Source organism: Lutibacter sp., from assembly GCF_021647475.1.
Taxonomy (GTDB): domain Bacteria; phylum Bacteroidota; class Bacteroidia; order Flavobacteriales; family Flavobacteriaceae; genus Lutibacter.
Genome location: NZ_JAKIUR010000026.1, coordinates 15,110 through 41,563, shown reverse-complemented (window position 1 = coordinate 41,563; position 26,454 = coordinate 15,110). Strand labels below are relative to the sequence as shown.

Annotated in this window: 22 protein-coding genes; 13 read left to right on the top strand and 9 right to left on the bottom strand. The window is 30.2% G+C overall.

Annotation, left to right across the window (positions count from 1 at the left end; all coding sequences use genetic code 11):
- The 3 genes from L3J60_RS07855 to L3J60_RS07845 form a co-directional block, all read left to right on the top strand.
- On the top strand, positions 1–170 hold a 170-nt coding region (locus tag L3J60_RS07855; protein WP_291974947.1), incomplete at its 5' end, for a HisA/HisF-related TIM barrel protein.
- An 84-nt stretch (positions 171–254) separates the two neighbouring features.
- Positions 255–851, top strand: a complete 597-nt coding sequence (gene hisIE / locus L3J60_RS07850) for a bifunctional phosphoribosyl-AMP cyclohydrolase/phosphoribosyl-ATP diphosphatase HisIE (protein ID WP_291974945.1) — start codon at positions 255–257, stop codon at positions 849–851.
- Between the two features lie 85 nt (positions 852–936).
- Positions 937–2,403: a glycoside hydrolase family 130 protein gene (locus tag L3J60_RS07845; RefSeq protein WP_291974944.1), complete on the top strand. Its 1,467-nt coding sequence runs from the start codon at positions 937–939 to the stop codon at positions 2,401–2,403.
- Between the two features lie 237 nt (positions 2,404–2,640).
- Here L3J60_RS07845 and L3J60_RS07840 read toward each other — a convergent pair whose 3' ends face one another.
- Complete coding sequence (locus L3J60_RS07840) at positions 2,641–4,884, bottom strand: glycosyltransferase family 4 protein (protein ID WP_291974943.1); 2,244 nt, start codon at positions 4,882–4,884, stop codon at positions 2,641–2,643.
- 317 nt (positions 4,885–5,201) lie between these two features.
- Here L3J60_RS07840 and L3J60_RS07835 point away from each other — a divergent pair, with 317 nt between their 5' ends.
- Genes L3J60_RS07835 through L3J60_RS07800 form a run of 8 tightly spaced genes read left to right on the top strand, consistent with a single transcriptional unit; the run spans position 5,202 to position 14,160 of the window.
- Positions 5,202–6,497 carry an extracellular solute-binding protein gene (locus tag L3J60_RS07835; RefSeq protein WP_291974942.1) on the top strand — a complete coding sequence of 432 codons (1,296 nt, stop codon included), beginning with the start codon at positions 5,202–5,204 and terminating at the stop codon, positions 6,495–6,497.
- The gene (locus L3J60_RS07830) at positions 6,497–7,360 is read left to right on the top strand and encodes a sugar ABC transporter permease (protein WP_291974941.1); all 864 of its coding nucleotides are present in this window, start codon (positions 6,497–6,499) and stop codon (positions 7,358–7,360) included. The genes L3J60_RS07835 and L3J60_RS07830 overlap by 1 nt, the downstream gene beginning before the upstream one ends.
- A gap of 3 nt (positions 7,361–7,363) precedes the next feature.
- Positions 7,364–8,170 carry a carbohydrate ABC transporter permease gene (locus tag L3J60_RS07825; RefSeq protein ID WP_291974940.1) on the top strand — a complete coding sequence of 269 codons (807 nt, stop codon included), beginning with the start codon at positions 7,364–7,366 and terminating at the stop codon, positions 8,168–8,170.
- 6 nt (positions 8,171–8,176) lie between these two features.
- Positions 8,177–9,625, top strand: a complete 1,449-nt coding sequence (locus tag L3J60_RS07820; protein ID WP_291974939.1) for a glycosidase — start codon at positions 8,177–8,179, stop codon at positions 9,623–9,625.
- A complete protein-coding gene (locus L3J60_RS07815; RefSeq protein ID WP_291974938.1) occupies positions 9,625–10,860 on the top strand; it encodes a hypothetical protein in 1,236 nt (411 codons plus the stop codon). Before L3J60_RS07820 ends, L3J60_RS07815 begins: the two co-directional genes overlap by 1 nt.
- Positions 10,861–10,862: 2 nt before the next feature.
- Complete coding sequence (locus L3J60_RS07810; protein WP_291974937.1) at positions 10,863–11,996, top strand: hypothetical protein; 1,134 nt, start codon at positions 10,863–10,865, stop codon at positions 11,994–11,996.
- A 16-nt stretch (positions 11,997–12,012) separates the two neighbouring features.
- Complete coding sequence (gene ugpC / locus L3J60_RS07805) at positions 12,013–13,104, top strand: sn-glycerol-3-phosphate ABC transporter ATP-binding protein UgpC (RefSeq protein WP_291974936.1); 1,092 nt, start codon at positions 12,013–12,015, stop codon at positions 13,102–13,104.
- 30 nt (positions 13,105–13,134) lie between these two features.
- Positions 13,135–14,160: a LacI family DNA-binding transcriptional regulator gene (locus L3J60_RS07800; RefSeq protein WP_291974935.1), complete on the top strand. Its 1,026-nt coding sequence runs from the start codon at positions 13,135–13,137 to the stop codon at positions 14,158–14,160.
- Here L3J60_RS07800 and queG read toward each other — a convergent pair.
- From queG to nrfD, 5 genes are all read right to left on the bottom strand, one after another.
- Complete coding sequence (gene queG, locus L3J60_RS07795; RefSeq protein ID WP_291974934.1) at positions 14,157–15,083, bottom strand: tRNA epoxyqueuosine(34) reductase QueG; 927 nt, start codon at positions 15,081–15,083, stop codon at positions 14,157–14,159. The two genes, L3J60_RS07800 and queG, sit on opposite strands and share 4 nt — an antisense overlap.
- 87 nt (positions 15,084–15,170) lie before the next feature.
- Positions 15,171–16,268: an ATP-dependent 6-phosphofructokinase gene (locus tag L3J60_RS07790; protein WP_291974933.1), complete on the bottom strand. Its 1,098-nt coding sequence runs from the start codon at positions 16,266–16,268 to the stop codon at positions 15,171–15,173.
- Between the two features lie 38 nt (positions 16,269–16,306).
- Positions 16,307–17,374: an ATP-dependent 6-phosphofructokinase gene (locus L3J60_RS07785; protein WP_291974932.1), complete on the bottom strand. Its 1,068-nt coding sequence runs from the start codon at positions 17,372–17,374 to the stop codon at positions 16,307–16,309.
- A 247-nt stretch (positions 17,375–17,621) separates the two neighbouring features.
- A complete protein-coding gene (locus L3J60_RS07780) occupies positions 17,622–20,528 on the bottom strand; it encodes a molybdopterin-dependent oxidoreductase (protein WP_291974931.1) in 2,907 nt (968 codons plus the stop codon).
- A 195-nt stretch (positions 20,529–20,723) separates the two neighbouring features.
- A complete protein-coding gene (gene nrfD, locus L3J60_RS07775) occupies positions 20,724–22,355 on the bottom strand; it encodes an NrfD/PsrC family molybdoenzyme membrane anchor subunit (protein ID WP_291974930.1) in 1,632 nt (543 codons plus the stop codon).
- Positions 22,356–22,510: 155 nt separating this feature from the next.
- Between nrfD and L3J60_RS07770 the strand changes: the two genes are divergently transcribed.
- Positions 22,511–22,753, top strand: coding sequence for a MoaD/ThiS family protein (locus L3J60_RS07770; RefSeq protein ID WP_291974929.1), 243 nt, complete (start codon positions 22,511–22,513; stop codon positions 22,751–22,753).
- Here L3J60_RS07770 and L3J60_RS07765 read toward each other — a convergent pair.
- Positions 22,750–23,025: a DUF3817 domain-containing protein gene (locus tag L3J60_RS07765; RefSeq protein WP_291974928.1), complete on the bottom strand. Its 276-nt coding sequence runs from the start codon at positions 23,023–23,025 to the stop codon at positions 22,750–22,752. The two genes, L3J60_RS07770 and L3J60_RS07765, sit on opposite strands and share 4 nt — an antisense overlap.
- A gap of 79 nt (positions 23,026–23,104) precedes the next feature.
- Here L3J60_RS07765 and L3J60_RS07760 point away from each other — a divergent pair, with 79 nt between their 5' ends.
- Positions 23,105–23,527 carry a molybdenum cofactor biosynthesis protein MoaE gene (locus L3J60_RS07760; RefSeq protein WP_291974946.1) on the top strand — a complete coding sequence of 141 codons (423 nt, stop codon included), beginning with the start codon at positions 23,105–23,107 and terminating at the stop codon, positions 23,525–23,527.
- On the opposite strand, the gene L3J60_RS07755 is transcribed toward L3J60_RS07760, so the two are convergent.
- Positions 23,524–25,293, bottom strand: a complete 1,770-nt coding sequence (locus L3J60_RS07755) for a DNA mismatch repair protein MutS (RefSeq protein WP_291974927.1) — start codon at positions 25,291–25,293, stop codon at positions 23,524–23,526. The two genes, L3J60_RS07760 and L3J60_RS07755, sit on opposite strands and share 4 nt — an antisense overlap.
- Positions 25,294–26,373 (bottom strand): HesA/MoeB/ThiF family protein, encoded by a 1,080-nt coding sequence (locus L3J60_RS07750; protein WP_291974926.1) that lies wholly within the window; start codon positions 26,371–26,373, stop codon positions 25,294–25,296.
- Positions 26,374–26,454 lie beyond the last annotated feature (81 nt).

Here is a 26,454-nt window from a genome sequence, read left to right as displayed (position 1 = left end):
TTCCCATAATTGCGTCAGGTGGAGCAGGAAATATACAACATTTTACAGATGTGTTTATAAAAGGAAAAGCAGATGCAGCTTTGGCTGCTAGTGTTTTTCATTTTAAAGAAATAGAAATAATAGATTTAAAGAAAGAATTAAAAAACAATAATATACCAGTTCGATTGTAAAATTGATTGGACGCTGAGCGGAGTCGAAGCGGTAATAATAACAATTGTGATTTTGACTCCGCTCAATCACCAAAAAATAAAATTATGAACATAAATTTTAATAAAAACAACGATGGTTTAGTACCAGCTATTATTCAAGATGCAACTACTAAAAATGTATTAATGTTGGGTTATATGAATGCTGAGGCCTACTCAAAAACAGTTGAAACGAATAGTGTTACATTTTTTAGCAGAACAAAAAATAGGTTATGGACTAAAGGAGAAGAAAGTGGTAATTTTTTAAAGGTAGTTTCTATAAAAAACGACTGTGATAAGGATACTTTGTTAATTGAAGTAAATCCAGCTGGACCAACTTGCCATAAAGGGACAGATACTTGTTGGGGAGAAACAAATAACCAATCCTTCGGTTTTTTATCGGAGTTGGAAAATGTAATTCAACGTAGAAGAGAAGCTGCTGATTCAGAAAAAAGCTACGTTGCTTCATTGTTTAAAAAAGGGATTAATAAAATTGCTCAAAAAGTGGGTGAAGAGGCAGTTGAAGTTGTAATTGAAGCCAAAGATAATGACGATAATTTATTTTTAAATGAAAGTGCAGATTTGCTGTTTCATTATTTAATTTTACTACAAGCAAAAGGTTTCACATTAAAAGATGTTGTGAAAATTTTAGAAGGAAGACATTGATAAATACAAAAAATAATAATAATTGTAGATAGAAATAAAATTTAATAAATACCTTTGTTTGTATTTATTTATTCACCTCAAGATTATGTCATTAACTGTTAAACGAAATAAATTTCGTTTTTATCCTGACCCTAAAAGAATTATCACTCGCTTTTACAGACCTAGTAGTGATAAAAGAGTTGAAATGATTATTAAAAACATTTTAAATCTTTCAGAAGAAGAAACCTATTTAGTATTAGATCAAATATTAAAAAACTTTTCTAAACGTCATAGAAACATCTCTAAGATTCTGAAAAAAAATTATGCTGAAGTTAAAGAAATAGTTAAAAGACTAAAGATTAATTATAAAGGTATTTCTAAAAAGAAAAAATTACTTATTGGAGCTTACTTTACGCAGGAATATTCTATAGAATCTGCTGCTTTTTTTAATCCATCAATTGTATTAGATCCTAATCAATTTAATTTAGAGGAGGGTGAAACAAGAGTAATTATTAGTTTTAGAGCTACAGGTGAAGGACATATTTCTTCTATAGTTTTTAGAAGCGCCATAATTGATGAAAATAATAAAATTGCTGTTGTTGATCCAGGATATCTTGTTGATGTACCTGAAACTATAAAACGTTATGTTTATGACAAAAAAAGATTTAAACAAAAATTTGAGGAAATTGAACATGATGGAGCTATACTTAATAATATTTTAGGTAGGCTTAATGATAAGTTTATTTATGGTGAACTTATGGGTAGCATTGTAGAAGTATTAAAAGATGAAAAGTTGTCTGAATATGATAAAGATGAAATAAATAGAATAAAATGGTTTGCAACTTCACATTATGAAACAACCTATTCTTTAGATACTGCTTTATCTGAACGCGTAATTTTTCCAGTTTCCTATTCAGAAACTAATGGAATTGAAGATGCTAGGTTTGTAAGATTTACTAATGATAATGGCAAAATAACCTATTATGCAACTTATACAGCCTATAATGGTCGTGCTATATTATCTACCTTATTAGAAACAAAAGATTTCTATAATTTTAAAATAGAACCTCTTAACGGTAAATATGCTATAAATAAAGGAATGGCACTTTTTCCTAGAAAAATTAATGGTAAATATGCCATGATTTCACGTTATGATGGTTATGCCAACTATATCATGTTTTCTGATAATTTAAATGTTTGGCAAAATGCAAAAAAAATACAAGAGCCTACTTTTCCTTGGGAATTTACAAAAGTAGGTAATTCAGGTTCACCTCTTGAAACAGAAAAAGGTTGGTTATTAATAACGCATGGTGTTGGTCCGATGAGAAGATATAGTTTAGGAGCAATACTTCTTAATTTAGAAGATCCTTCAAAGGTAATTGCAAGATTAAAAGAACCATTGCTTATGCCAAATGAAGAAGAAAGAGATGGTTATGTACCTAATATAGTTTATTCCTGTGGTTCAATTATTTTAAATGATGAATTAATAATTCCTTATGCAATGTCAGATTATGCATCTACATTTGCAACCATTTCATTGGATGAGTTATTTGATGAAATGGTATTTGAATAAGATTTTTCTTAAAATATTAATTTTATATCACCATGTTTAAATAGAGTTAATACCCGTTGTGCATTATAACTTTTTAAACTTACTGTTCCATCAGTTCGAGTAATTTTTGATAAAAAATTGTATCGAGAACTGGCTGTTTGTAAATAAAAAACCTATTCTCGATACTAATTTTAAGCCTAAAAAGGCTAAAATTTACTCGAATTGACGGAATTTTATCATAATGCACAGCGGGTAGAGTTAATGTGTAATGCTATTATCTAAAGCCTTTAAAATTTTTATATGTGCTATTAAGTAAGCTATGGTACTTTCTGCTCCCTGATTTTTGTTTATTCCATAACTTTCGAGACCATCAGCACAGCCCATAGTGTCAAAATTATAAAGTGGAATTCCTAATCTGTTCTCTCCTAAAAACCATAAATAGGAAGCATACATTTTTTTTAAATAAGCTTTGTTTTTTGTTATTTTAAAAGCCTGATAAAACGCAAGGGTTAATACTGTTGCATCTATAGGTTGTTGAGCAAAGCTAGCAGGTTCTTTTCCTTTTTCATACCAGCCATTATTTCCAACAATTTCAAGATAATCATTTTTAAAATTAATCTTTTCTAAAAAATGAATTACTTCTTCTGCTAAATTTAATATTTTGACATCTTTCAATATCTTATAAGCATATAAAAGCGATAAAGGAACAATACCATTGGCGTAGGTTAATTTATCGTTAAACCAAATCCAGTCTTTATCTTTTCCTTTATTAATACTTAAAACTATTTTATTGGTTAAATTTTTAAGTAAACTTATCATTTTTTCATCACTTGGAAAACGCTTCAAATATTGATATAATCCATTTATTGTTAATGCAATACTTCTAATTTCTTTTAGCGTTTTAAAATTAGGAAGTGCTTTCATAAAAATTTCTAAAGACATTTGAAAATATCCAGGATTAGGGGATCGCCGTATTAAATAACCTAAAGCCCAAATAGTTCTGCCAAAAGAATCTTCTGATCCTTGTTCATCAAGATATTGATTATTAAATCCTAGAAAATTTTTAAAAGTACCATCATCATTTTGCATATAATTTATAAAACCTAAATATTTAGGTAATAATTCAAGTGCATCTTCATCTTTGAGTTGCTCCCAAGCCATTATAGTCATTAGTAAAGCTCGTGAATTATCATCAATACAATATCCTGTTTTTAAATTTGGTACATTGTAGCTTGCATGTTGAATAATGCCTGTATTATAAGTTAATCGTTTAACATGTTTTAAAGAAAAATCAGGAAGTAACATTGGGTTAAAAACAGGATATTCATCAGTTTTAATTTGTTTTTTGTGTTTAACAATATCCTGAATTAAATTGGCATATTGTTCTCCAGCTTTTTGCCAAATTAATGTTCTACCATATACATACGCTTTTTTTTGTAAAGCAAGTGTTTTATCAGGATTATCAAGTAAATTAATTAGTATTTTAGATAAAGCTTTAGCGTCTCCAAAATCATAAAGTAAACCTCTTTCATCTGCTAACAATTCTTCGGCGTGCCAAAAAGGCGTTGCAATTACAGCACAACCAGCACCAACGGCGTAGGAAAGTGGTCCACTTGTCATTTGGGCTTTATTTAAATACGGAGTTATATAAATATCAGTTGCAGAAACATAATCAAATAATTCTTCATCCGTTACAAAGTGATCATAAAAATACACATAGGGTTCTAACGCATGTTTTTGAACAAATTGATGTAAATAATTTCTGTATTCTTCCCCAGTTTCTTTTATAACGTTAGGATGTGTTTTTCCTAAAATGATGTAAACAAAATTCTTGTGTTTTTTTACAACTTCAACAAGTGCTTTTAAAACAGTTTCAACTCCTTTATTTCTATTTAACAATCCAAAGGTTAGCAGTACTTTTTTACCTTTAAAATCGTGCCTTTTTTTCGTGATATTAGTATCGTTAAATTTAAAATCAGGCACTCCGTGTTCAATTTTTGATATTTTTCTTTCAGAAACTCCATAAATATTTTTTAAGAATTTAATCCCCAAATTACTCATAACAATAACCTTGCTAGCTTTGTTGCTTAATTTTTGGATAATTGTTTTTTGAGTATAAGTAGGTTCTTCTAATACGGTATGAAAAATAACAATAAAAGGTATTTTTAAATTATGGATAAGTGATAAAATATAAGTACCACTATCTCCACCAAAAATACCAAATTCATGTTGTATTATACACATTTTGGCATGACTATAATTAATAAATTTAGCCGCATTTATATAATCTGATAATTGATGTTGGCGAATAGTATGCTTAACATTTTTTGGATAAACAAACCCATCTGTATCTTTATCTATAGCAACTACAAAAGGATTTATTTTTATATTATTGTTTAAATTATTTGAAATTATAGCCTTTAACAAATTATTTGAAAAAGTAGCTATACCACATTCTCTAGGTAAAAATGTTGAAATATTAGCAATCTGAATTTCTTTCATAAGGCACATTATTTTTATCTATATAAAGGTAAGAAAAATAGAAACGTTTAAATTGTAATATAAAGTTAAAATTAAAGTATTTAAAACTATTGTAATAGGCTGATAGCTACTACTTAGTATTGGCTGTAATAAGAATTGGATTTTGAATTCAACAATAAATCGATATCGTAATTCATAGTTTTAAATCTTTTATATAAAAATTAAATAACCTTAAATTAAAATATAAAACATTTGTTAAATCAATTTTTCGAAAATTTTCGTAATCAAATTAGAAAATACTAGTACATTTACAAGGTTATTCAAATTTTTTATTGAAAATGTTTAGAAAATTAATACCAATACTATTCGTTGTTTTTGCATTCAGTGCTTGTAGCACTGACCAAAAAACAAAAAATGAATTAACGTATTGGTCTTCTAATAACATGCAAGAAATAACTTTTACTCGTTACTTTGTTAAAAAGTGGAATGATAACCACACAAATAAAATTAAATTTCAACCCATTCCAGAAGGGCAATCTAGCGAAGAGGTTTTAATGGCTGCTGTAGTTGGTAAAACGACACCTGATATTTATGCCAATATGTGGCAAGGTTTGGTAGAAATGTATGCCAAATCAGGTGTGTTGGTACAGTTGGATACCATAAAAGGATTTGTAGATTTTATTAAAAAAAGAAGTGGCGAAAAAGTGCTAAAAGAAATCACTTCTACCGACGGGCATATTTACCAAATTCCTTGGAAAATAAATCCGATAATGTCTGTATATAATAAAAAAGAAATGGACAAAATTGGATTACAAACAGCACCAAAAACATACGAGGCATTTTTAAAAGCAGGAAAAATGTTTTCAAAAGATACTAATAACGATGGCTATATTGATCAATGGATAGGTAATACATCTATAAAAAATATTTGGTATCAACGTTTATTTGATTTTTATTCTTTGTATTTAGCAGCCTCTAATGGTGGACATTTAATAGAAAATAATAAACCTGTATTTAATAATAAATATGCACTAGAAGTTTTAACTTTTTTACAACAATTATATAAAAAACAATACTTTGCTAAAGAAAATAATGCCACTGGAAGTGATAAATTTTTAGGGGGTCAATATGCCACAAAATGGACGGGACCTTGGGATATTAGTTATACCAATAAATTTAAACCAAAAGGTTTTGAATTTGGATATTCACCCATTCCTGTACCAAATTCACATCAAGGTCCTGTATATACTTATGCCGATCCTAAAAATATTGTAATATTTAACACGTGTAAAAACCCACTAAAAGCATGGGCGTTTATAAAAACTTTAATTAGCGAGAAAGGCGATTTAAAATTATTATCCTTAACGGAGCAATTACCAAGACGTCAAAAAATGGAAGCATCTATTTTATTTCAAGATTACTTTAAAACCCATCCAAAAATTGTTCCTTTTATCAAGCAATCTAATTACGTTTATGGTACTGATAATTGTGAACTTATGATTGAAGTTTTGAGCATTATTTCTGACGAGTATGAAGCCTCAGTGGTCTATAATAAAAAGACACCAAAAGCAGCTTTAGATGCAGCTGAAAAAGCGATAAATATATTGTTAGGTAATTTTAAAACTACAAACTAATGACTAAACGAAAATTTAAAATAGGTCCTTATTTATTAGTTTCGCCTTATGTCTTGTTTTTTTTGATATTTGTGGCTTTTCCCGTATTGTTTTCTTTTTATTTAACCTTTCATAAATGGAATGTTATTTCGCCGATGGAATATAGTGGATTATATAATTATGAAAAGATGCTTCACGACCGTCTTTTTTATAAATCCCTGATTAACACACTTTATTTTTTAGCGATTCACATTCCACTACAACTCGTTTTTTCATTAGGAATTGCAGTTTTACTAAACACCAAAATTAAATTTAGTAGTTTTTTTAGGGCGGCTTTTTTCTTACCGTTTATTGTATCAGGTGTTGTAGTAACAATTATGTGGCAACAACTTTATGGTTTTAATAGCGGGCTTATTAACAGACTTTTAACCGATATTGGTTTAGATAGAATTGGTTGGTTAACTACCGAAAAAATGTCAATGCCATCCATTGCAATTATGGCAACTTGGAAAAATGTTGGACTTTATATTGTATTATTTTTGGTGGGATTGCAAACCATTCCAAAATATTATTATGAAGTAGCCGATTTAGAAGGTGCAACCGATTGGCAAAAATTTAAATACATAACCTTGCCGGCATTAAACCCAACCATTTTTATGGTAGTTATTTTTTCTACCATTGGTGGTTTTTCATTATTTATTGAGCCTTATGTTATGACAGGTGGAGGGCCGTTAAATAGTTCACTTTCTTCGGTGTTATATATATACAAACAAGCTTTTGACTTTTATCATATGGGTTATGCAGCTACTTTAGGATTTACCTTTGCCATTTTTATTTTGCTAGTAATTGTTTTACAAAAACGATTTTTAGAAAAAAATTATTAACCTATGAAAAAAGCATTAATTTATATAATACTTATCGTTTTTGCTATTGCATTTATTTATCCTTTTTTTTGGATGTTAATAGCATCAATTTCACCAGAAACTGAAATAGGTAGTTTAACTTTTTTACCTGCACATTTTACTTTACATAATTATATAAGTATGTTTAGTAAAATTCCTATTGGTCGTGCCCTGTTTAATAGCATCCTCGTATCAAGTATTATCACTTTTTGTGTCATATTTTTTAGTGCAATGGTGGGTTATGCTTTAGCTAAGACCAAGTTTATTGGAAGAGATTTTATATTTTATATTATAATATTTACAATGACTTTGCCTTTTCAAATAACTTTGATTCCCAATTATATTACAATGGTAAAATTAGGTTTTGTAGATCATTATGCCGCCTTAATTATTCCTTTTGTAATAAATAATTTTGCTATTTTATTATTTAGGCAAGCATTTATTTCTACCCCACAAGCTTTAATAGATGCTGCTAAAATTGATGGATGTAACAATATGAGAATTATCTTTCAAGTCCTTTTTCCAAGCATTATACCAACCATTGTAACGGTAGGGATTTTAACCTTTATGTCAACGTGGAATGAGGTGCTTTGGCCTTTAATTGTTATTAGAGATCAACAATTAATGACCATGCCGCAATTGGTAACTTTATTCTCGGTTGGCGGTAGAGCCGAAGGGCAATTGGGCGTTAAATTAGCCTCGGCAGTATTATTAGCTTTACCTATAATTATAGCATACACATTCTTTCAAAAATACTTTATCAGGAGTATGGCAAGTTCTGGAATTAAATAATAATAAATGATAAAAATAAATAGATCAAAAACTGTTTTAAAAACAAATCCAAAACGTGTTATTTTACTGTATAACAAACTTGGCATGGATACTTATATAACAAAAGATAGAGTACAAGGTTTGGTAATGCGTGTTTTAGATTTACCCATCAATCAAGTTAAATCCGTTTACAAAGATGTACTTCTTAATTTTAACCATCGTCATCTAAATTTAGAAGATACTTTTATTAACCATTTTAATATAGTAAAAAAATCAATTCCTGAAAAATATAAGGTTTCTGATGATCAAAAATTATTGATAGGAGCTTATTTTACAAAAGAATATGCCATTGAAGCAGCAGCTTTATTCAATCCTTCTATAGTGGCTTTTAATCATAATGAGACCCCAGATAAAGAAGGGAAACAAGTAGTAATTAGTTTACGCTCTGTGGGTGAAGAGCATATTTCGTCTATCTCATTTTTTAGTGGTGTGTTAGATGAAAATGGACAAGTTTCGTTAACGGATGCTAATCCAAAATTTGCGATGAATTCAGAAAAATATAGTAATAAAATATATAATAAAGAGACTTATAAAAAAAGAACTCAAATAATTGAACATTTTAATCAGGATATTTTTGATGAATTTAATGATTCTTTTACGCAAAAAGATTATGATATTTTAGAACAAAAAGGCGTTTTTAAAAAATATGATAAAATAACGCAAGAAATATTATTTGAAATAATCGACACCAATTACGATGTTATTTTTGATAAATCAATTCCTATTTCACAACGAGTTATCTTTCCAAATGCCAAAGGCGAATCTAAAGGAATAGAAGATGTTCGGTTCGTTACCTTTACCGATGAAAATGGAGCTAAGGAATACATTGGCACTTACACTGCTTATAATGGTCATAAAATAAGTCCGCAGCTAATTATCACCAAAAATTTTAGACATTTTAAACTGCGCACTATGTATGGTAAATCTGTAAGTGACAAGGGGTTTGCCTTATTTCCAGAAAAAATAAATGGAAAATATGTGATGACTGCTAGGCAAGGAGGAGAAAATTTAACCATGATGTATTCCGATGATTTATTTAATTGGGATAACCATAAAATAATTATGAAACCAAAATTAAATTGGGCTTTAGTGCAATTAGGTAATTGTGGTTCTCCTATTAAAACCAAAAAAGGGTGGTTATTAATAACCCATGCAGTTGGTGCTATGCGACGCTACGTAATAAGTGCCATTTTGTTAGATTTATATAATCCTGAAACAATTATAGCTACTTTAAATAAACCGTTGTTAGCACCAAATGAATCTGAGCGTGAAGGCTATGTCCCCAATGTAGTGTACAGTTGTGGGTCATTATTACAAAATGATAATTTGGTAATTCCATATGCTATGTCAGACTCGGCTTCAAGTTTTGTAAATCTTTCTTTAACTGAATTATTAAATGAAATGACACCTAATTAATGAAAAATTTAAAGTTGCATATTATACTTTTTTTATTACTATCTTCCTTTACAGGATGTCAAGAAAAGATACAGGTTAAACCAACTTTAAATTATGCACATCTTGATTATTTATATAAAGAGGTTGTTTTACCAAATGGCGAAAATGGTGGAATTATTCATATTTATAGCAATTATCCTAATTACAAATATGCTATAGAACCCAAAGAAGGTTTTGCTTGTGTTGATGATGCTGCAAGAGCTTTAATATTGTTGTCACAAGATAAAAATCAAATACAAAAATCTAAAAAGCTGACTTCTTTTTTGTTGTATATGCAAAATAAAAATGGTTGGTTTAATAATTTTATTTGGAAAGATTTGAGTATAAATACAAATTATAAAACTAGCATAGCTGAACCTTCTTGGTGGTCTTGGCGTGCTTTTTGGGCTTTGGAAGCCGTATTGCCAAAGTTACAAAATAGAGATACAATTCTTGCTAGCAAAGTAAAAAAAACTATCGATAAATTGGTTCCAAATATAGAGTTGTATCTAAAAAATTTACCAGTTGGGCTAAAAACGGTTCAAGGCATTAAAGTTCCAACGCAATTACCATTTGAGTCTGCTGCAGACCAATCTTCAATTTTATTAGTTGGTTTAACTTTAAATTATAAAAGAACCAAAAATCCTGAAATATTAAAACTCATAAAACATTTAGCCGATGGCATATTACAAATGCAAATTGAAGATGGGATTGCCAAAGGTGCTTTTTTAAGTTGGGAAAATCAATGGCACGCATACGGAAATCTGCAAAGTTTTGCCTTGCTAAAAGTCGGTGCATCGTTAAATGAAAAAAAATATACCAATGTAGCTTTGTTTGAAATCAACCATTTTTATCATTATTTATGGGAACATAAAATGTTTTCTGATATTGAGTTCAGTAGCATCAACGGCGAAACTCAAATTACAAAATCAAATATATTTCCACAAATTGCTTATGGTATCAGACCTATAATTTATGCAAATGTTGAGGCTTATAAACAAACAGGAGAAATTAAATATAAAAAGAATGCCCTAAAATGGATGAGTTGGTTTGATGGCAAAAACATAGCCTCAGCAAAAATGTATAACTCGAAAAATGGGCGGTGTTTTGATGGAATTTTGTCAAAATTTAAAATTAATAAAAATTCAGGAGCAGAATCAACTATTGAAGCATTGTTGAGTATTGCTGCTGTAAATTCAATCACAAAAACCAATTAAAATTGGAAAGAATAATTAATATAGAAAATAAAAAAATAGCTTTAAATTTATCAAATGTGGTATATCGTTTTGATAAAAACCCGATACTAACTTGTCACGACGTAAATAAAGTGTGGACAACACCACATTTAAAAGTAATAACTGTTCATAATGCGGGCATCACAATTTTTAACGATGAAGTTTTAATGTTGTTTCGTTCACATTTAAGAAATGGGATGTCAATTTTAGGCATCGCCAGAAGCAAAGACGGATTAACAAATTGGAAAGTTGATGACCAACCCGCTATGTTGCCCTGCGATTTAAATAATAGTTTTGCAAAACACGCAAATAAACAAGAAATTATTGAAAATGAATCGGGCGGATTAGAAGATGCCAGAATTGCCAAAATTGGAAATGATTACATCATAACTTATAGTGCCTATCATAACAAAATTCAGAACCGTGTCCGTGTATCAATAGCCATTACCCAAGATTTTAAAACCTTTAAAAGATATGGTTCTGTTTTAGAAACAGATATGCGTAATGTGGTTATTTTTCCAGAAAAGGTAAACAATAAATACTATGCTTTGTTTAGACCCAACGATGCTACTGATGATCATACTGGTGGGGTTTTTAAACAAATTTGTTTGGGAATTTCGGACGATTATCACCTTAATAATTGGGAGGTGAATACTGAAAAACCAATTATGAAACAAGACGGAATGCCAAGTGCTTTTGCCGATAAAATTGGTCCTGGTGCTACACCTATTAAAACAAAACACGGCTGGTTAAATATTTTTCACGGTGTTAGAGGTACTATGGATGGAAATCCTTATTGTTTAGGTGTGGCTTTGCACGATTTAGAAGATGTTTCTAAAGTAAAAGTGTCAAATATTCCAATATTAATGCCTTCAAAAGCAGATTGTAAAGTAGCTGAAACAGATTATGTTCACGTACCTAATGTCGTTTTTTCTTGTGGGGCTATCCGAAAGGAAAATGGAGAGATTTATATTTACTATGCAGGTAATGATACGGTTATGAATGTAGCAATAACGCATGAAGATATTTTAGCGGAATTATGTAACAACTATCCTCAAGATCCTTTAACAGGGATTGCACAATACAATATTAAAGACTCTTTAAAAGGAACCTTTTAATTTAAAAAAATAAGCAATGGCAGAAGTAAAACTCATCAATATCGAAAAAGAATATGAAGTTGGTGTAAAAGCGGTTACAAATCTTAATTTATCCATTAAAGATAAAGAATTTGTGGTTTTGGTTGGTCCATCGGGATGTGGTAAATCAACAACTTTACGGATGATTGCTGGATTAGAAGAAATCAGTTCAGGTGAATTGTATATTGATGAAAAAGAGGTAAGCCAATTGCATCCTAAACTTCGCGAAATTGCAATGGTGTTCCAGAATTATGCCTTATATCCACATATGACAGTTTACGATAATATGGCTTTTGGATTAAAGATAAAACACGTGAAAAAAGAAGAAATAAAAGAACGTGTTATGGCCGCAGCAAAAATTTTAGAATTAGAAAAATTATTAACAAAACGCCCTGGAGAAATGTCTGGCGGGCAACGCCAAAGAGTAGCTATTGGTCGTGCTATAGTACGTAAACCAAAAGTATTTTTATTTGACGAACCTTTGTCAAATTTAGATGCAAAATTACGTGGACAAATGCGTACCGAAATAGCTAAACTACATAAATCCTTAAAAACAACAATAATTTATGTTACTCATGACCAAGTAGAAGCAATGACTTTAGGTGATAGAATTGCTGTTTTAAATAAAGGGAAATTAGAACAATATGATACGCCTATGAATTTGTATAATCATCCCACCAATAAATTTGTAGCAGGTTTTATAGGAACACCTCCTATGAATTTTGTTGAAGGTAAAATTGCAAAAGAAGATGATAATTTATTTTTTGTAGAGGATCATAAAAAACTAAATTTTGAGATTAATACATCTTCTGTTTTATTGAAATATGAGAACAAAAAAGTTATTTTAGGTTTTCGAGCAGAGGCCGTGGGCATTCAAAAATTTTCTAAAGTGAGTTCTTTTAAAGGAAAAATTGAGTCATTAGAAATTTTGGGTGCCGAGCAATATTTAACAGTTTCAGGATTAGATAATCTAATTATTAGTAAAGTTTCAGCCGATAAAATGTATCAGTTAAATGATACAATTACTTTAAATATTAATTTAGATAAAATTTATTTTTTTGATAAAAAAACTGAAAAGTGTATTCATTAAAATATTATTTTTTGATAAAATTATTTCTAAATGGGTTTAAAAAGAACAACAATCAATGATTTAGCTGCGAAATTAAAAATATCTAAAAGCACCATCTCAAAAGCGATTAAAGGTTACCCTGATGTAAGTGAAAAAACTAGAAAAAAAATTTTAAAACTTGCAAAAAAACTAAACTATAAACCAAATAGTATTGCATCAAGTTTAAGAACGCATCAAACCAAAACAATTGGCGTAATTGTTCCTTCCGTTGTACATGATTTTTTTTCTAAAGTTATTGATGGCATCATTCAAGAAGCTGAAAATAACAATTATTTAGTGATTATTTTACAATCTGGGGAACAAGCTGATTTAGAGGAAAAACAATTGAATTTACTTAAAAATAAACAGGTTGATGGAATTCTACTTTCCGTTTCAAATGAAACAGGAGTAAAAGAACGGTTAAATAAGGTTTTAGAAAAAGGAATTCCTGTGGTATTGTTCGATAAAATTATAAAATCCTTTGATTGTTCAAAAGTTATTATTGATGATAAAAAAGCTGCTTATGATGCAGTATGTTATTTAATTCATAAAGGTTATAAAAGAATTGCCCATTTTGGTGGGGTTTTAACTGCTCAAAATTCAATTGATCGATTTTTAGGATATAAACAGGCCTTAATTGACAACAATATACCCTACAATCCTGATTTAGTGTATGTAAACCCAAATAATGATGACATAAACGATGGGTATTTAAATGCACAAAAAATGTTAAAAGAACATACTAATATTGATGCTGTTTTTGCAATTACAGATCTTATTGCTATTGGTGTTTATAAATATTTTAATAAAATTAATATTAAAATTCCTGAAGATATTGCTGTATTTGGTTTTAGTAATTGGCTAGTATCTTCAGTGGTTACACCAAAAATGTCCACCGTAAACCAACCTAGTTTTGAAATGGGTAAAAAAGCTACAGAAATATTAATTGATGAAATTAAAAAGATGAATAATGATATTGAATTCTCTTTTCAAAAAGTGGTATTACCAACCTCTTTAATCATAAGAGAATCTACTTAATTTTTTAAGAATTTAATATTGCGTTGTAGTCCAGCAAATTTTGTTCGCTTTACAGCTGATTTTTTGAAAACTCGTTTAAAAACAGTTTCAGTAATTTCTTCCCAATCCTTTTTCATACTGGTTAATAAATCTGGATTTGGGATGAATTTTTCTTCATAATGTGGTTTTGAAAATCGATTCCACGGACAAACATCTTGACATATATCACAACCAAACATCCAATCTTCAAATTTTCCTTTTACTGATTTTGGAATTTCTTCTTTTAATTCTATGGTAAAATAGGAGATACACTTGCTTCCATCAACAGTATTATTTAGTAAAATTGCTTGAGTAGGACAGGCATCCACACAACGAGTGCATTTCCCACAATGATTCGTTTTAAATGGAGTATCATATTCCAATTCTAAATCCAATATCAACTCAGCTAAAAAGAAAAAAGAGCCTTTGTTTTTTTGAATTAATAACGAATGTTTTCCTCGCCAACCTAAACCACTTTTTTGTGCCCAAGCACGCTCCAAAACAGGAGCAGAATCTACAAAAGCTCTTCCGTTTACTTCACCAATATTTTCTTGAATAAAAATAGTAAGTTCTTTTAATTTTGATTTTAATACATGATGATAATCTTCACCATAAGCGTATTTAGCTATTTTATAAGTATCATTGTTTTGAATTTGTTCAGGAAAATAATTGAAGGATAAACTAATTACCGATTTAGCTCCGTCAACCAATAGTCGTGGATCAAGCCGTTTATCAAAGTAATTTTCCATGTATTGCATATTGCCATGATAACCGTTTTTAAGCCACATCTCTAAATTTTTGGCTTCTTCCTCTAAAAAATCGGCTTTGGAAATACCACAATTTTCAAATCCTAATCGTTTTGCTTCTTGTTTTATTAAATTGGAATATTTTTGATTGTTTTTCACGTACTACAAAACTAATAGAATTTCTTGTATTTAGTAAAATTCAATTTAGTTCTATTCAAAAAAAATATTATGGGTTTTATTAAATTGTTAATCTCCAAAACTCATCCCAATTCCTTTTGCTGTTTTTACTAATGCCGATTGTGGATTTATATAATGGTATTTACTAATAGCTTCTAAAAAAGGCACTGAAACTACATCCGGATGGTTGTAGGCAACCATTTTACCAAAAACTCCACCAATGGCTAATTCCATCGCTTTTACTCCAAATTGAGTAGCTAACACTCTATCAAAAGCAATTGGAACACCTCCGCGTTGCAAATGTCCGAGTACAGTTTCTCTCATATCTACTTCGCATCCGGCATCTTTTAAATCATTTAATAATTTATTAGCAATTCCTCCTAATTTTAAATTTTCATTACCTATTTCATCACTTTTAGCTGATAAAACTTCACCTCCTTTTTGTTTAGCTCCTTCTGAAACCACAATAATTACATGTCCTTTTCCGTCTATAATTCGCTTATTAATAGCCTCTAATATTTTAGGGATTTCATAAGGAATTTCAGGGATTAAACAAATTTCGGCACCTCCAGCAATGGCTGAACTTAATGCAATCCAACCCGCATCGCGTCCCATAACTTCAAGTATAATTACTCTATTATGTGAAGAGGCTGTAGTTACCAACCTATCCACGGCTTCGGTTGCTATTTGAACAGCGGTTTGGTAGCCAAAAGTATAGTCCGTGGCCGATAAATCATTATCAATAGTTTTTGGTACACCAATAATATTTAGACCTTTTTCAAATAATGTTTGAGAAATACGTTGCGATCCATCTCCACCAATATTAATTACGGCATTTATACCCATGTTTTTCAACTTTCGAATCATTTCATCAGATCTATCAACAAAAGACCAGGTTCCATCGTTTTCTTTTACTGGCCAAGCTAACGGACCACCTTTAGTTGTAGTTCCTAAAATTGTACCTCCTTGATAATGAATACCTGCAACAACCTTGTCAGTTAAATTGATAATTTCCGTAGGCTCTTGTAAAACGCCATCAAAAGATTGAATACTACCTACAACTTCCCAATCTTTAGTTTGAGCTGCTCGTTTAACAATTCCTCTTATAACTGCATTTAAACCTGGACAATCTCCTCCACCTGTTAATACTAATGCTCTTTTCTTCATAATTGTCTATTTTTTATTTATTCAATTTCTTTTATGGGTTAATCTCCAAAACTAATACCAACTCCTTTTGCTGTTTTTATTAAATTATGTGATAAATTAACCTTATTATATTTATTAATTACTTCTTTTAATGGCATAGATAAAACCTCCGTATTATGATGAATTGCCATAGTTCCAAATTTCTTTTCTTTCACTAATTCAAAAGCTTTTACACCTAATTCAGTAGCTAAAATTCGATCAATAGCAGTTGGTGTTCCACCGCGTTGTAAATGCCCTAAAATAGTTTCTCTAATATCTGCTTCAAAATTAAAATTCCTTAATTTATTCGCGATTTTACGAGCTATTCCCCTATGGTTAATTTCAGAAGATTTTCCTTTTAAATAAGCACCTTCAGCAACCACAACAATAGCAAATCCACGTTTATTTATAGCATACCTAGTATTTAATTTTTCTACAATTTTATTCATTGTAAAAGGAATTTCAGGGATTAAACAAATATCAGCACCACCAGCAATTGAAGCTTGTAAAGCTATCCAACCTGCATCTCTCCCCATAACTTCTAAAATTAAAACTCTACTATGAGAATTTGCCGTAGTTACTAATTTATCAACAGCTTCTGTTGCCACTTGTACTGCTGTTTGAAAGCCAAAAGTATAATCTGCTACAGATAAATCATTATTTATTGTTTTAGGAACTCCAACAATATTCATCCCTTTTTTAAATAATTTATAGGAAATTTTATGAGATTCATTACCTCCAATATGAATTATAGCATCAAAATTTAAAACTCTAATATTGTAAAATAATTTATCGCTTAAATCTACATTTTCTATAGAACCATCTTCTTGTTTAACAGGAAAATTAAAAGGATTTCGTTTGTTGTTTGTTGTTAATATGGTGCCTCCTTCAAAATGAATTCCTCTAACTCTTTTTTCATCAAGTAGAAGTAATTCTAAGGGTTCTTTCAAAATTCCATCAAAACCATTAATACTACCTATTACTTCCCAATTTGTATCATTATCAGCACGTTTTACAATGGCTCTAATAACTGCATTCATTCCTGGACAATCTCCTCCACTATTTACTATTAAAATTCGTTTTTTCATGTTATCATCCAGTTCTAAAAAGTGTTCTAAAATTGTGTGAGATAATTTACTAATTAAGTTTAGAGACTCACAATAAAGAAACGCAAAATTAAATAAGTACTGCCTAGTAGGCAAAAAAATGGATAGTTATTATTTTATTAATTTAGTAGCTTTCATTACGAAAACGTTTTCATAACCTCTATAAACTAAAAATCTGCTATTAACAATTTCATCAATGGTAGATTTTTACAACTAACTACTTAAATTTTTATTTCTTAATTTTCTTTTCAATGTAATAAACCGATTCATCTGGTTTAAAAGCTCGGTTAAACCACAATGGTCTTCGCTCTCCATTTGGTCCAGGAGCTGACCGTGTCATAGCCAACCATTCTTTATAAATTTCGTGCGATTTATTAGTATCTACAAATATATCTCCATATTTTTCATCTTTCTCTGGCTTTTCAATTCGTACTCGTTGATGCCAACAATGCATACCACTAATTGGATCAGGATGAACGGCGTGTGTTATATTTTGATGCACACCGCCATCTTTCCAAAAAATTCGTTTAGAATCTTTATCAGAAGATTCAAAAGGTTTAATACCTGAAATGGTATTCATTTTCCATGCTCCTTTCCCATCTCCTTCAATTTTTACGGTATTGGTTGCCCAACGATTTCCTGTTTTATCTTGTGGTCTTCTCCATCTTCCAATATGATGTGAACAAGCGACAACTCCAGGCTTCATACTTTGTGTTACCCAAACTTTATCAATAAAATAGCCAATATCTGTATTCATTTTTACCAAATCTCCTGTTTTAAAATCCCATTTTTTTGCATCATCAGGATGCATCCAAATTGGATTTCTATTGGAAATTTCAACCAGCCATTTTGCATTTCCTGAACGGGAATGAATTAATGTTGGCAATCTAAATGTTGGAACTAACACGTATTCTCCTTTTGATTTATCTAACACATCATTATGAATATGACTTTTGATATATGTTGGAGTAGCGTATTCTGGCCATTTCCAATCTACCATAGTTTGCGAATAAAACTCATTTTTACGAGATGGCGTAGGGAACCCTACACAAGGTTTACCATTTATCATCACTCCAATAGGTTTTCCATCTTTTGAAATTACATCATTAGTTGGGTCTACTCTAGTGCCTTTTAGTTGTTCTTCCGTAAGAAGATTTTCATTCATTTTATAGGACTCACCTTTTTCAATTTCGTAAGCACCATACTTTTTCATGTACTCAAGAGCAGCAAACTGTCCTGTAAATCCATCAGCTTTTGCTGTTTCATTTAATCCTTTAATTCTTTCAAAAATATATTGGTAATATTCATCAATTGTAATTTTTTCTCCTGGTCTGTATGGAGATTCAAATGTTTTGCGAATTCCCATACTTCCATCAGGGTCAATTCTCCAAGAAAGTTCAATGAAAAATTCATCTTCTTCCCAAACTTCTCCTGGATTTGCCTCATAGGTTAACTTCACTGGTTTTCCATTTCTACGTGCTGCCTCTCTTAATACTGGTTGTCTAAATGCTACCCAAGTTCCTCCGTGTGTAGCATAACTATTTAAATCGTGACGTTCAGATGCTAGTCCCATTGGCAATACAAAATCTGCATAAAAAGCAGTTTCATTCCATGTTGGAGTTAATGCTGCATGCAATCCGAATTTACTTTCATCAGAAAACATTTCCATCCAAGTAAATCCATCAGGATAGGTCCAAACAGGGTTAAATACTCGTGAAAAATACACATCCATTTTCCCTCTTCCTTCTTTTAAGAAATGTGGTAATAATTGACTCATTTCAAAGAAAGCTAGTGGGTATTCTTTTGGAAAATGCAATTCATTCCATTTTTTTTGTGGTGCAGGTGGATTTGGTTGTGTTGGTTTAAATTTATTCCACGAATTAGGAGAAGTTCCTCCTTTTGCTCCAACAGCTCCTGTTAAAACCGATAAGAAATGTAAACAACGAGCCACTGCCCAACCTCCTAAGTTTGAAGCTCCTGCAGCACGCCAGTTATGTGATGCAAATCGTTCACCGGCTTCCCCAATTTTATGTGCAATTTCAACAATCATATCCGCTTTTACACCTGATTCTTTCTCTGCATATTCTGGAGTAAATTCTTTATACTCTTCAATCATTGCAGCAATATAATTCTCAAATGTAATTTCTTTGTCGCTATGACGAGCTTGTAAATATTCTTTCCAATTAGTCCAATTTTCTAAATAATCTCTGTTGTATAATCCTTCTTCTAAAATTATTAATGCCATAGCTAATAAAACAGCTGCTTCAGTACCTGGATATGATGGTAACCAGTAATCTGACATACTAGCAGTATTCGATAAACGGGGATCCATGGTCGCTAATTTAGCGCCTCTCATTTTTCCTTCAATAATACGTTGTGCGTGCGGATTGAAATAATGACCCGATTCTAAATGTGCAGATATCAATAAAATAAATTTTGCTTCTGCATGGTCAGGTGATGGCCTATCGTAACCATACCATAAATTATATCCAAAACGAGCTCCTGAAGAACAAATATTTGTATGCGAATTATGTCCATCAATTCCCCAACCTTGTAAAATCCAGTTCATGAATTTTTCATTACCTGGTCTTCCAACGTGGTACGCTATTTCATTATGACGATCTTCCAAAATTGCTTTTCTAATTCGAGCTGCAATAGTATCTAGAACTTCATCCCAAGAAACGCGTTCCCATTCTCCGTCTCCTCTTTTTCCTTTTCGTTTTAGTGGAAATAAAATTCTGTCTGGATCTGTAACCTGATTAATGGTAGCAGGACCTTTTGCACAATTTCTACCCCTACTTCCAGGATGAAAAGGATTCCCTTCAAACTTTTTTACTTCTTGTGTTTCTTTATCAATAAAAGCTGTTAAACCACAGGCACTTTCACAATTAAAGCAAGTTGTAGGTACAATTTGGTATGTTTTTTTCTCTTTTCTAGGCCATACTTTCGGATTGTATTCTACCCAATTATCCCACTTTTCTGGTGGAGGAAAATTTTCGTATAATTGTGCTACTTCTTCGTCAGAAAACTGACGCATATCGCCATCAAATTCTTGATATCCTTCTTTGTGCAGATTTGGAATAATTCCTAATTTTTCTGCTATATTTTCTATAAACGATGGTTTTTTATAACCCATGATAATTTATGATTTACAAATTTTTTAATTATGAATTACGAATTGTTCGTTAGACTGAGAATGGATTCCTGCCTTCGCAGGAATGACAAATCATCACCTTTCAGCTTTTGAACTTTGCTTTTCAAACTTTTAGATTTCGATATTTTAATATTTAATTTTTTCATTTAAAATTCCACTTTTAGAATTACGAAGAATCTAAGCTAACGGAATTCTTTGAGGTGCTTCAATCCAGATTTTTTCTGTTGCGTAAATTCCTAATAACATTAATATTGCTACGATTGTTAATATACTTCCATCAAGAGATTCCTCGATTCCTCGGAATGACAGTAATACTAATGGCAATACATTTCCTACAAACACAACTCCTATCCAAAATAGATTTTTATATCGTCCTTTAGTAATCATTTTAACAACCGTTTTTGCGGCTGTTGTTGGGTGTGTAATTGTTAGTTCTGTTACTAGCGTAAATAAATTAACAACCAATGCAATTATCATGGTGTTTTTTAGAATACTCATCCAATCTTCGTTTCCAAAAATTAAAGCAGCTATTATAAAAATGGAAGCACCTGCCATAACACTGTGCACTAACATATGCAATGGTAATGTTGGACTTTGCCAAAAATCACGCCCTTTTGCTTGTGCAAATAAGAATGCCGTATAAATTGCTAACAGTACGGCAAAAACAGCTGTAACCCACAGTAAAATAGTTTCTCCTGTATTTATATTAAAAAATGTCATTGCTCCCCAAACGGTTACCAACAATCCGAAAACAGTAATTGTATAACCACCTTTTACCAACCAAGAGTTCCATTGTGGACGTAACAAAACATTTAAAAAACGATCTGGTCTATCTAAGTCCATCACCAAGAATAATCCTGTTAATGCTAAAAATGTTAATGAAATTCCTGCCGACCATAATTTAGCTGTTGAAGAAACCTCATAGCCAAGCATTATAGCTATAAATGGAATTAAAAATGCACCTGCGGCAATTGCCTTTGTAAATACGTAGGTTGAAACTTCCCAACCCCATAAAATCCCTTTATCTGGTGTATCATAAACTCTACGTGCTTTGCCTGTTAACACATCAATATAATTTGGATTCTCACTTTCTTTCTTTTGATATGCTGCTTCAATTTCATTATTTATTGTCATTTGCAATAAATCTACATCATCATTTGTATGCATCATTTTTTCAGCCGCTTTTGCAAAATGCCCAACACCACGAGCTTGTGAGCTCCATAAACTTGGCCCTGATTTATCCGTAGCTTCAGGAACTAATGAAGCATCATCAGCATCAATATAAAATAAGTTTGGCTTTGTTCCTTTTTCTGGTTTTCTAACTTTTACTGCTTGGCGTGCCAATAATTGAGAAATCTCAGTAGTTGGATTTTCCATATCTCCTGCAATAATTGCGTGTTCAGGACAAACAGAAACACAAGCAGGCTCTCTACCAACATCAACTCTGTGTGCACAATAATTACATTTTGCTGCTGTGTTGGTATCAGGATCAATGTATAATGCATCATACGGACAAGCTTGCATACAAGATTTACAACCAATACAACGGTTGTTATCAAAATCTACAATACCATCTTCACGTGTATATAATGCTTCCACCGGACAAATTTCTACACAAGGAGCATCTGTACAATGATTGCATCGCATTACAGAAAAAATTCGCCTTGTATCTGGAAATTCTCCTTTTTCTATTTGTTTAACATAGGTTCTGTTAACACCAATAGCCACATCGTGTTCTGATTTACAAGCTGTTGTACAAGCATGACAACCAATACATTTACGATTGTCAATAATAAAACCGTACTTCATATTTTATTTTAAAGTTAGCATTCAACAAATTTAATTATTGATAGTATTAGTATTGTGATTAGAATCACATTGAATATTATTTAGATTAAATATAAATAGTGGGAATATCCTTTATTAAAATTTGGCTTATCTTTGTATAAATTTATACATTATTAATGACAATTCAACTTTTATTTTTTGGGATTACAGCTGATTTGGTTGGAGACAATAGTTTGGACTATAAAATTGATAAACCCATTAGTATTCAAAAGTTTAAAGAACAATTAGTAAGTGATTATAAGGTATTGAAAAATATAAACGAATTTGTAATTGCAGTAAATGAAGAATATGCAAATGACGAATTAATTATAAAAGATGGTGATGTTGTTGCTATTATTCCACCTGTTAGTGGTGGTTAGTTTCTAAGATATTTCTTATCAATATAAAATGTTCCAAACGGAACTAGTGATGCTCCAAGAATTATCCAAAAAGTTTTAGTTTTCCACTTTAATTCATATTTCAACATAACTACCAATATAACATAAGTAAGAAATAATATTCCGTGTGGCATACCTAGCATTTTTACGTACGTATCATTATCTACTAAATATTTTATTGGAGTTGCAATAAATAACAATAATATAAATGACAAACCTTCTAACAAACTAATAACTCTAAATGTATTTTTCATTTGATTTCCTTAAAATTAAAGATTTTGCAATAATAGACTTTAGATTTGTAAATTTGTATAAATTATAGTTAAAATAATGATTGAAAGAACATCTATAAAAATAACATCCGATACGTTAAATTTACAAGATTGCACTAATTTTGTTGATGATGCTTCTTGTGGTGGCGTAGTGTTATTTGTAGGAACAGTAAGAAATTCTACTAAAAATAAAACCGTAAACTTACTTGAATTTAGTGCATATGAGCCTATGGCGGTTAAAGAACTACAAAAAATAGCCGATAAAGCTTTAACACTATTTCCCATTTATAAAATTGCAATACATCATGCTGTTGGTAAATTAAAGATAGGTGAAGTTCCTGTAATTATTGCAGTATCTTCAGCGCATAGAAAAGCTGCTTTTGAAGCTTGTGAATTTGCCATTGATACCTTAAAAGAAACGGTTCCTATTTGGAAAAAAGAGTATTTTGATGATGGTGAAATTTGGGTAAATTCGCATCCTTAAACTATTTTCATTTTAGTTAACAAAAAAGAAGCATTCATATTTTTACAAACTCCTTCTTTTAATTTGTAATCAAAATTTAATTCATCCTTTATAATTTCAGCATCAAAATAATAGTTTTTAACTTCTGGTAACTCCTTTTCTACTTCACACAAGCTTAAATCATGTGTTGCTATAATTCCTGTTGAATTTGAAGCGACTAATTTTCTAATAAATTTTTTAGAGCCAATTGCTTTATCTGTACTATTTGTTCCTTTTAAAATTTCATCTAAAATTATAAAATACTCATTATCTGCTATTTTATCTACAATAAACTTTAATCGTTTTAATTCAGAGAAAAAATATGATTCATCATCAACTAAAGAGTCTGTAGTTCGCATACTGGTAATAAGTTTTATTGGAGCATACTTGAATTTTTTGGCACAAACGGGCAAACCACTATTTGCCATTACAATTGCCATGGAAACTGTTCTTAAAAAAGTACTTTTCCCAGCCATATTGGCACCGGTAATAATAAAAAATTGGTGCTTATCAATTTTAAAATCATTACTTATTCTAACAGTATCATTCAATAAAAAGTGTCCTAGATTTTTGGCTTCTATCATATTTTTAGAATTTTGAATTTCTGGAAATTCATATTCTGGATGATTGAATGCGAAATTTGCCAATGAATTTTGTGCATCAAAAAAGGCAATAACTTTAAACCATTTCTCAACTTTTTCTTTATAATTAATTATCCATTGTTCTATTTTATAAACTTGTTGTAAATCCCATAATAAAAATCCGTTTCCTAAAAAACCAACTATCAAATTATTACGCTGATCTAAGGCATCTAATATTTTTGAGAATTTAGCAACTATTTTTGAAGCTTTTTCAGTTTCATTTTTAATTTCTAGTTGTTTTTCTTTTAAAATTGTTGATGTAAATGAAGTGTTTTCAATTTCATTTAACAATTTATGGTATTGTTTAAAAGTATCTTTTGTTTTGTTAGCATATTTGTACAATATGTTTACTTTTTTTAGAAACATGCTAGATATTCCTAATCCAATAAAAAACCAAATCCATAAAATTTTATTTGGAATAAATTGAAAACTGGTAAGTATTATTACGATTAATGAGATTACTGAAAATAGTAATGGCAAAACTGCCAAATATTTTGGAAAAACTATTTTGTAATTATGTATCCACCTTATTAAACTTTGAGTAGAATATTCAACTTTTACTAAACTACCTAGTGCAGAAAATTGTTGTCGCCATTTTGATTTTTCACTCAATTCTTTAATTCCGCACTGCTTTTCTTCAATATTAGAAATATCGTTTTTTGTAATATATGCAGCAAACTCCTTTTTGCCATCACTTGTTACCGTTCTATTACAGTATTGAAAAAAAGAACCTTTTCCAAACAAATCTATATCATAACTAAAAAAATGAGATGGGTTTATAAATTCTTTCCCTTCATTTAATCTATTAAAATCACCTTTTAAAACAGCTAATTCTGTGTTATTTATTTGAAGTAATTCTTTATTAAAATTCCATTTATATTGTAATTTACTATGTCTTAAAATTAAAAATATAAACAAAATAATCCAGCTTACAATTATGGAAATCATAATTCTAGAATTTCCAAAAAAGAAATAAATTCCAAAAGCGGCAATTAAAAAAACAAATAAACGTATTGTACTAGAAACAGCTAACTTGTGTTTTAACTCTTTTAATTTTCTCTCAAAATATAGTTTTTGAGTTGTATAAAATTCTACTGGATTTTTCATTTAATAATTTTGTATTCCTTCCGATAAACTCAATACAGAAAGTAATGGATATTTTTCTTTTAATTTTACTACTACATCATAACTTGTAATTCCTTTTTTACAAATAATCACATAATTTTTATTGAAGTTCGGTTTAAATTCATCCATCTCAAATTGTGAATATGGTATTTTTTGAGTTACTGGAAAAGGAAGTTCTATATCAATATTATTAATAACGCTAATAATTTCTAAAGAATTATTTTCTAATTTTTGTTTTAATTCCTTTGATGAAATTAAAAACTCAGCGTTTTGTGTAGCACAATATTTTTGCTGATAATCTGAATTTAAAAACAGCTCACTAATATTTAACGCATCGTTCTTTTTAAGTTTTATTTTAAGTTGTGAATTTTTTAAACTATTATAAATCAATAACGTATTGGTTAACAAATTACCTGTTTTAGTAATTAATTTTATTACTTCATTTACTTGCAACAAAGCTATTATTCCAACAATAGGATTTAACGTTCCAGCTTCTTCGCAGTTAGGAATATCAGTAGCTATTTTTGGAAAAGCATCTCGTAAATTACACGTATAATTTCCATCTTTATTTAAAACATTAAACGTTGCTACATAACCATCAAATTTGTATAACGAACCATAAACCAATGGTTTTTTTGTTAAAAAACAAGCATCATTTATTAAATATTTTACAGGTAAATTATCGGTAGCTTCAACAATTACATCATATTTTGAAAGTACATTTAAAATAGAATCTTTTGCAATTGCTATTTCTGAGAATGTGACTTTTGTAAAAGGAGCTCTCTTTTTTATTTCATTTGCTAAAATTTTCGCTTTCGATTGTTCAACATCTTCTACTTTATAAAAAACTTGTCGGTGTAAGTTTGAAATAGAAATGGTATCAAAATCTACCAAATGAAGTTCTCCAACTCCGCTAGTTGCCAAATAAATTGCTATTGGACTCCCCAAACCTCCACAACCAATAACCAACACTTTTGCTTGTTGCAATAATTGTTGCCCTTTTTCGCCTATTTCTGACAAAGTGGTTTGGCGTTTAAAATAGTTTGTTTTGTTTAGCTCCATTCTTAATTTAATATTATTGATCGTCCTTAATTAATCATAAAATGTTCGTCACCCTAAACTTGTTTGAGGGTCTCACTTTAT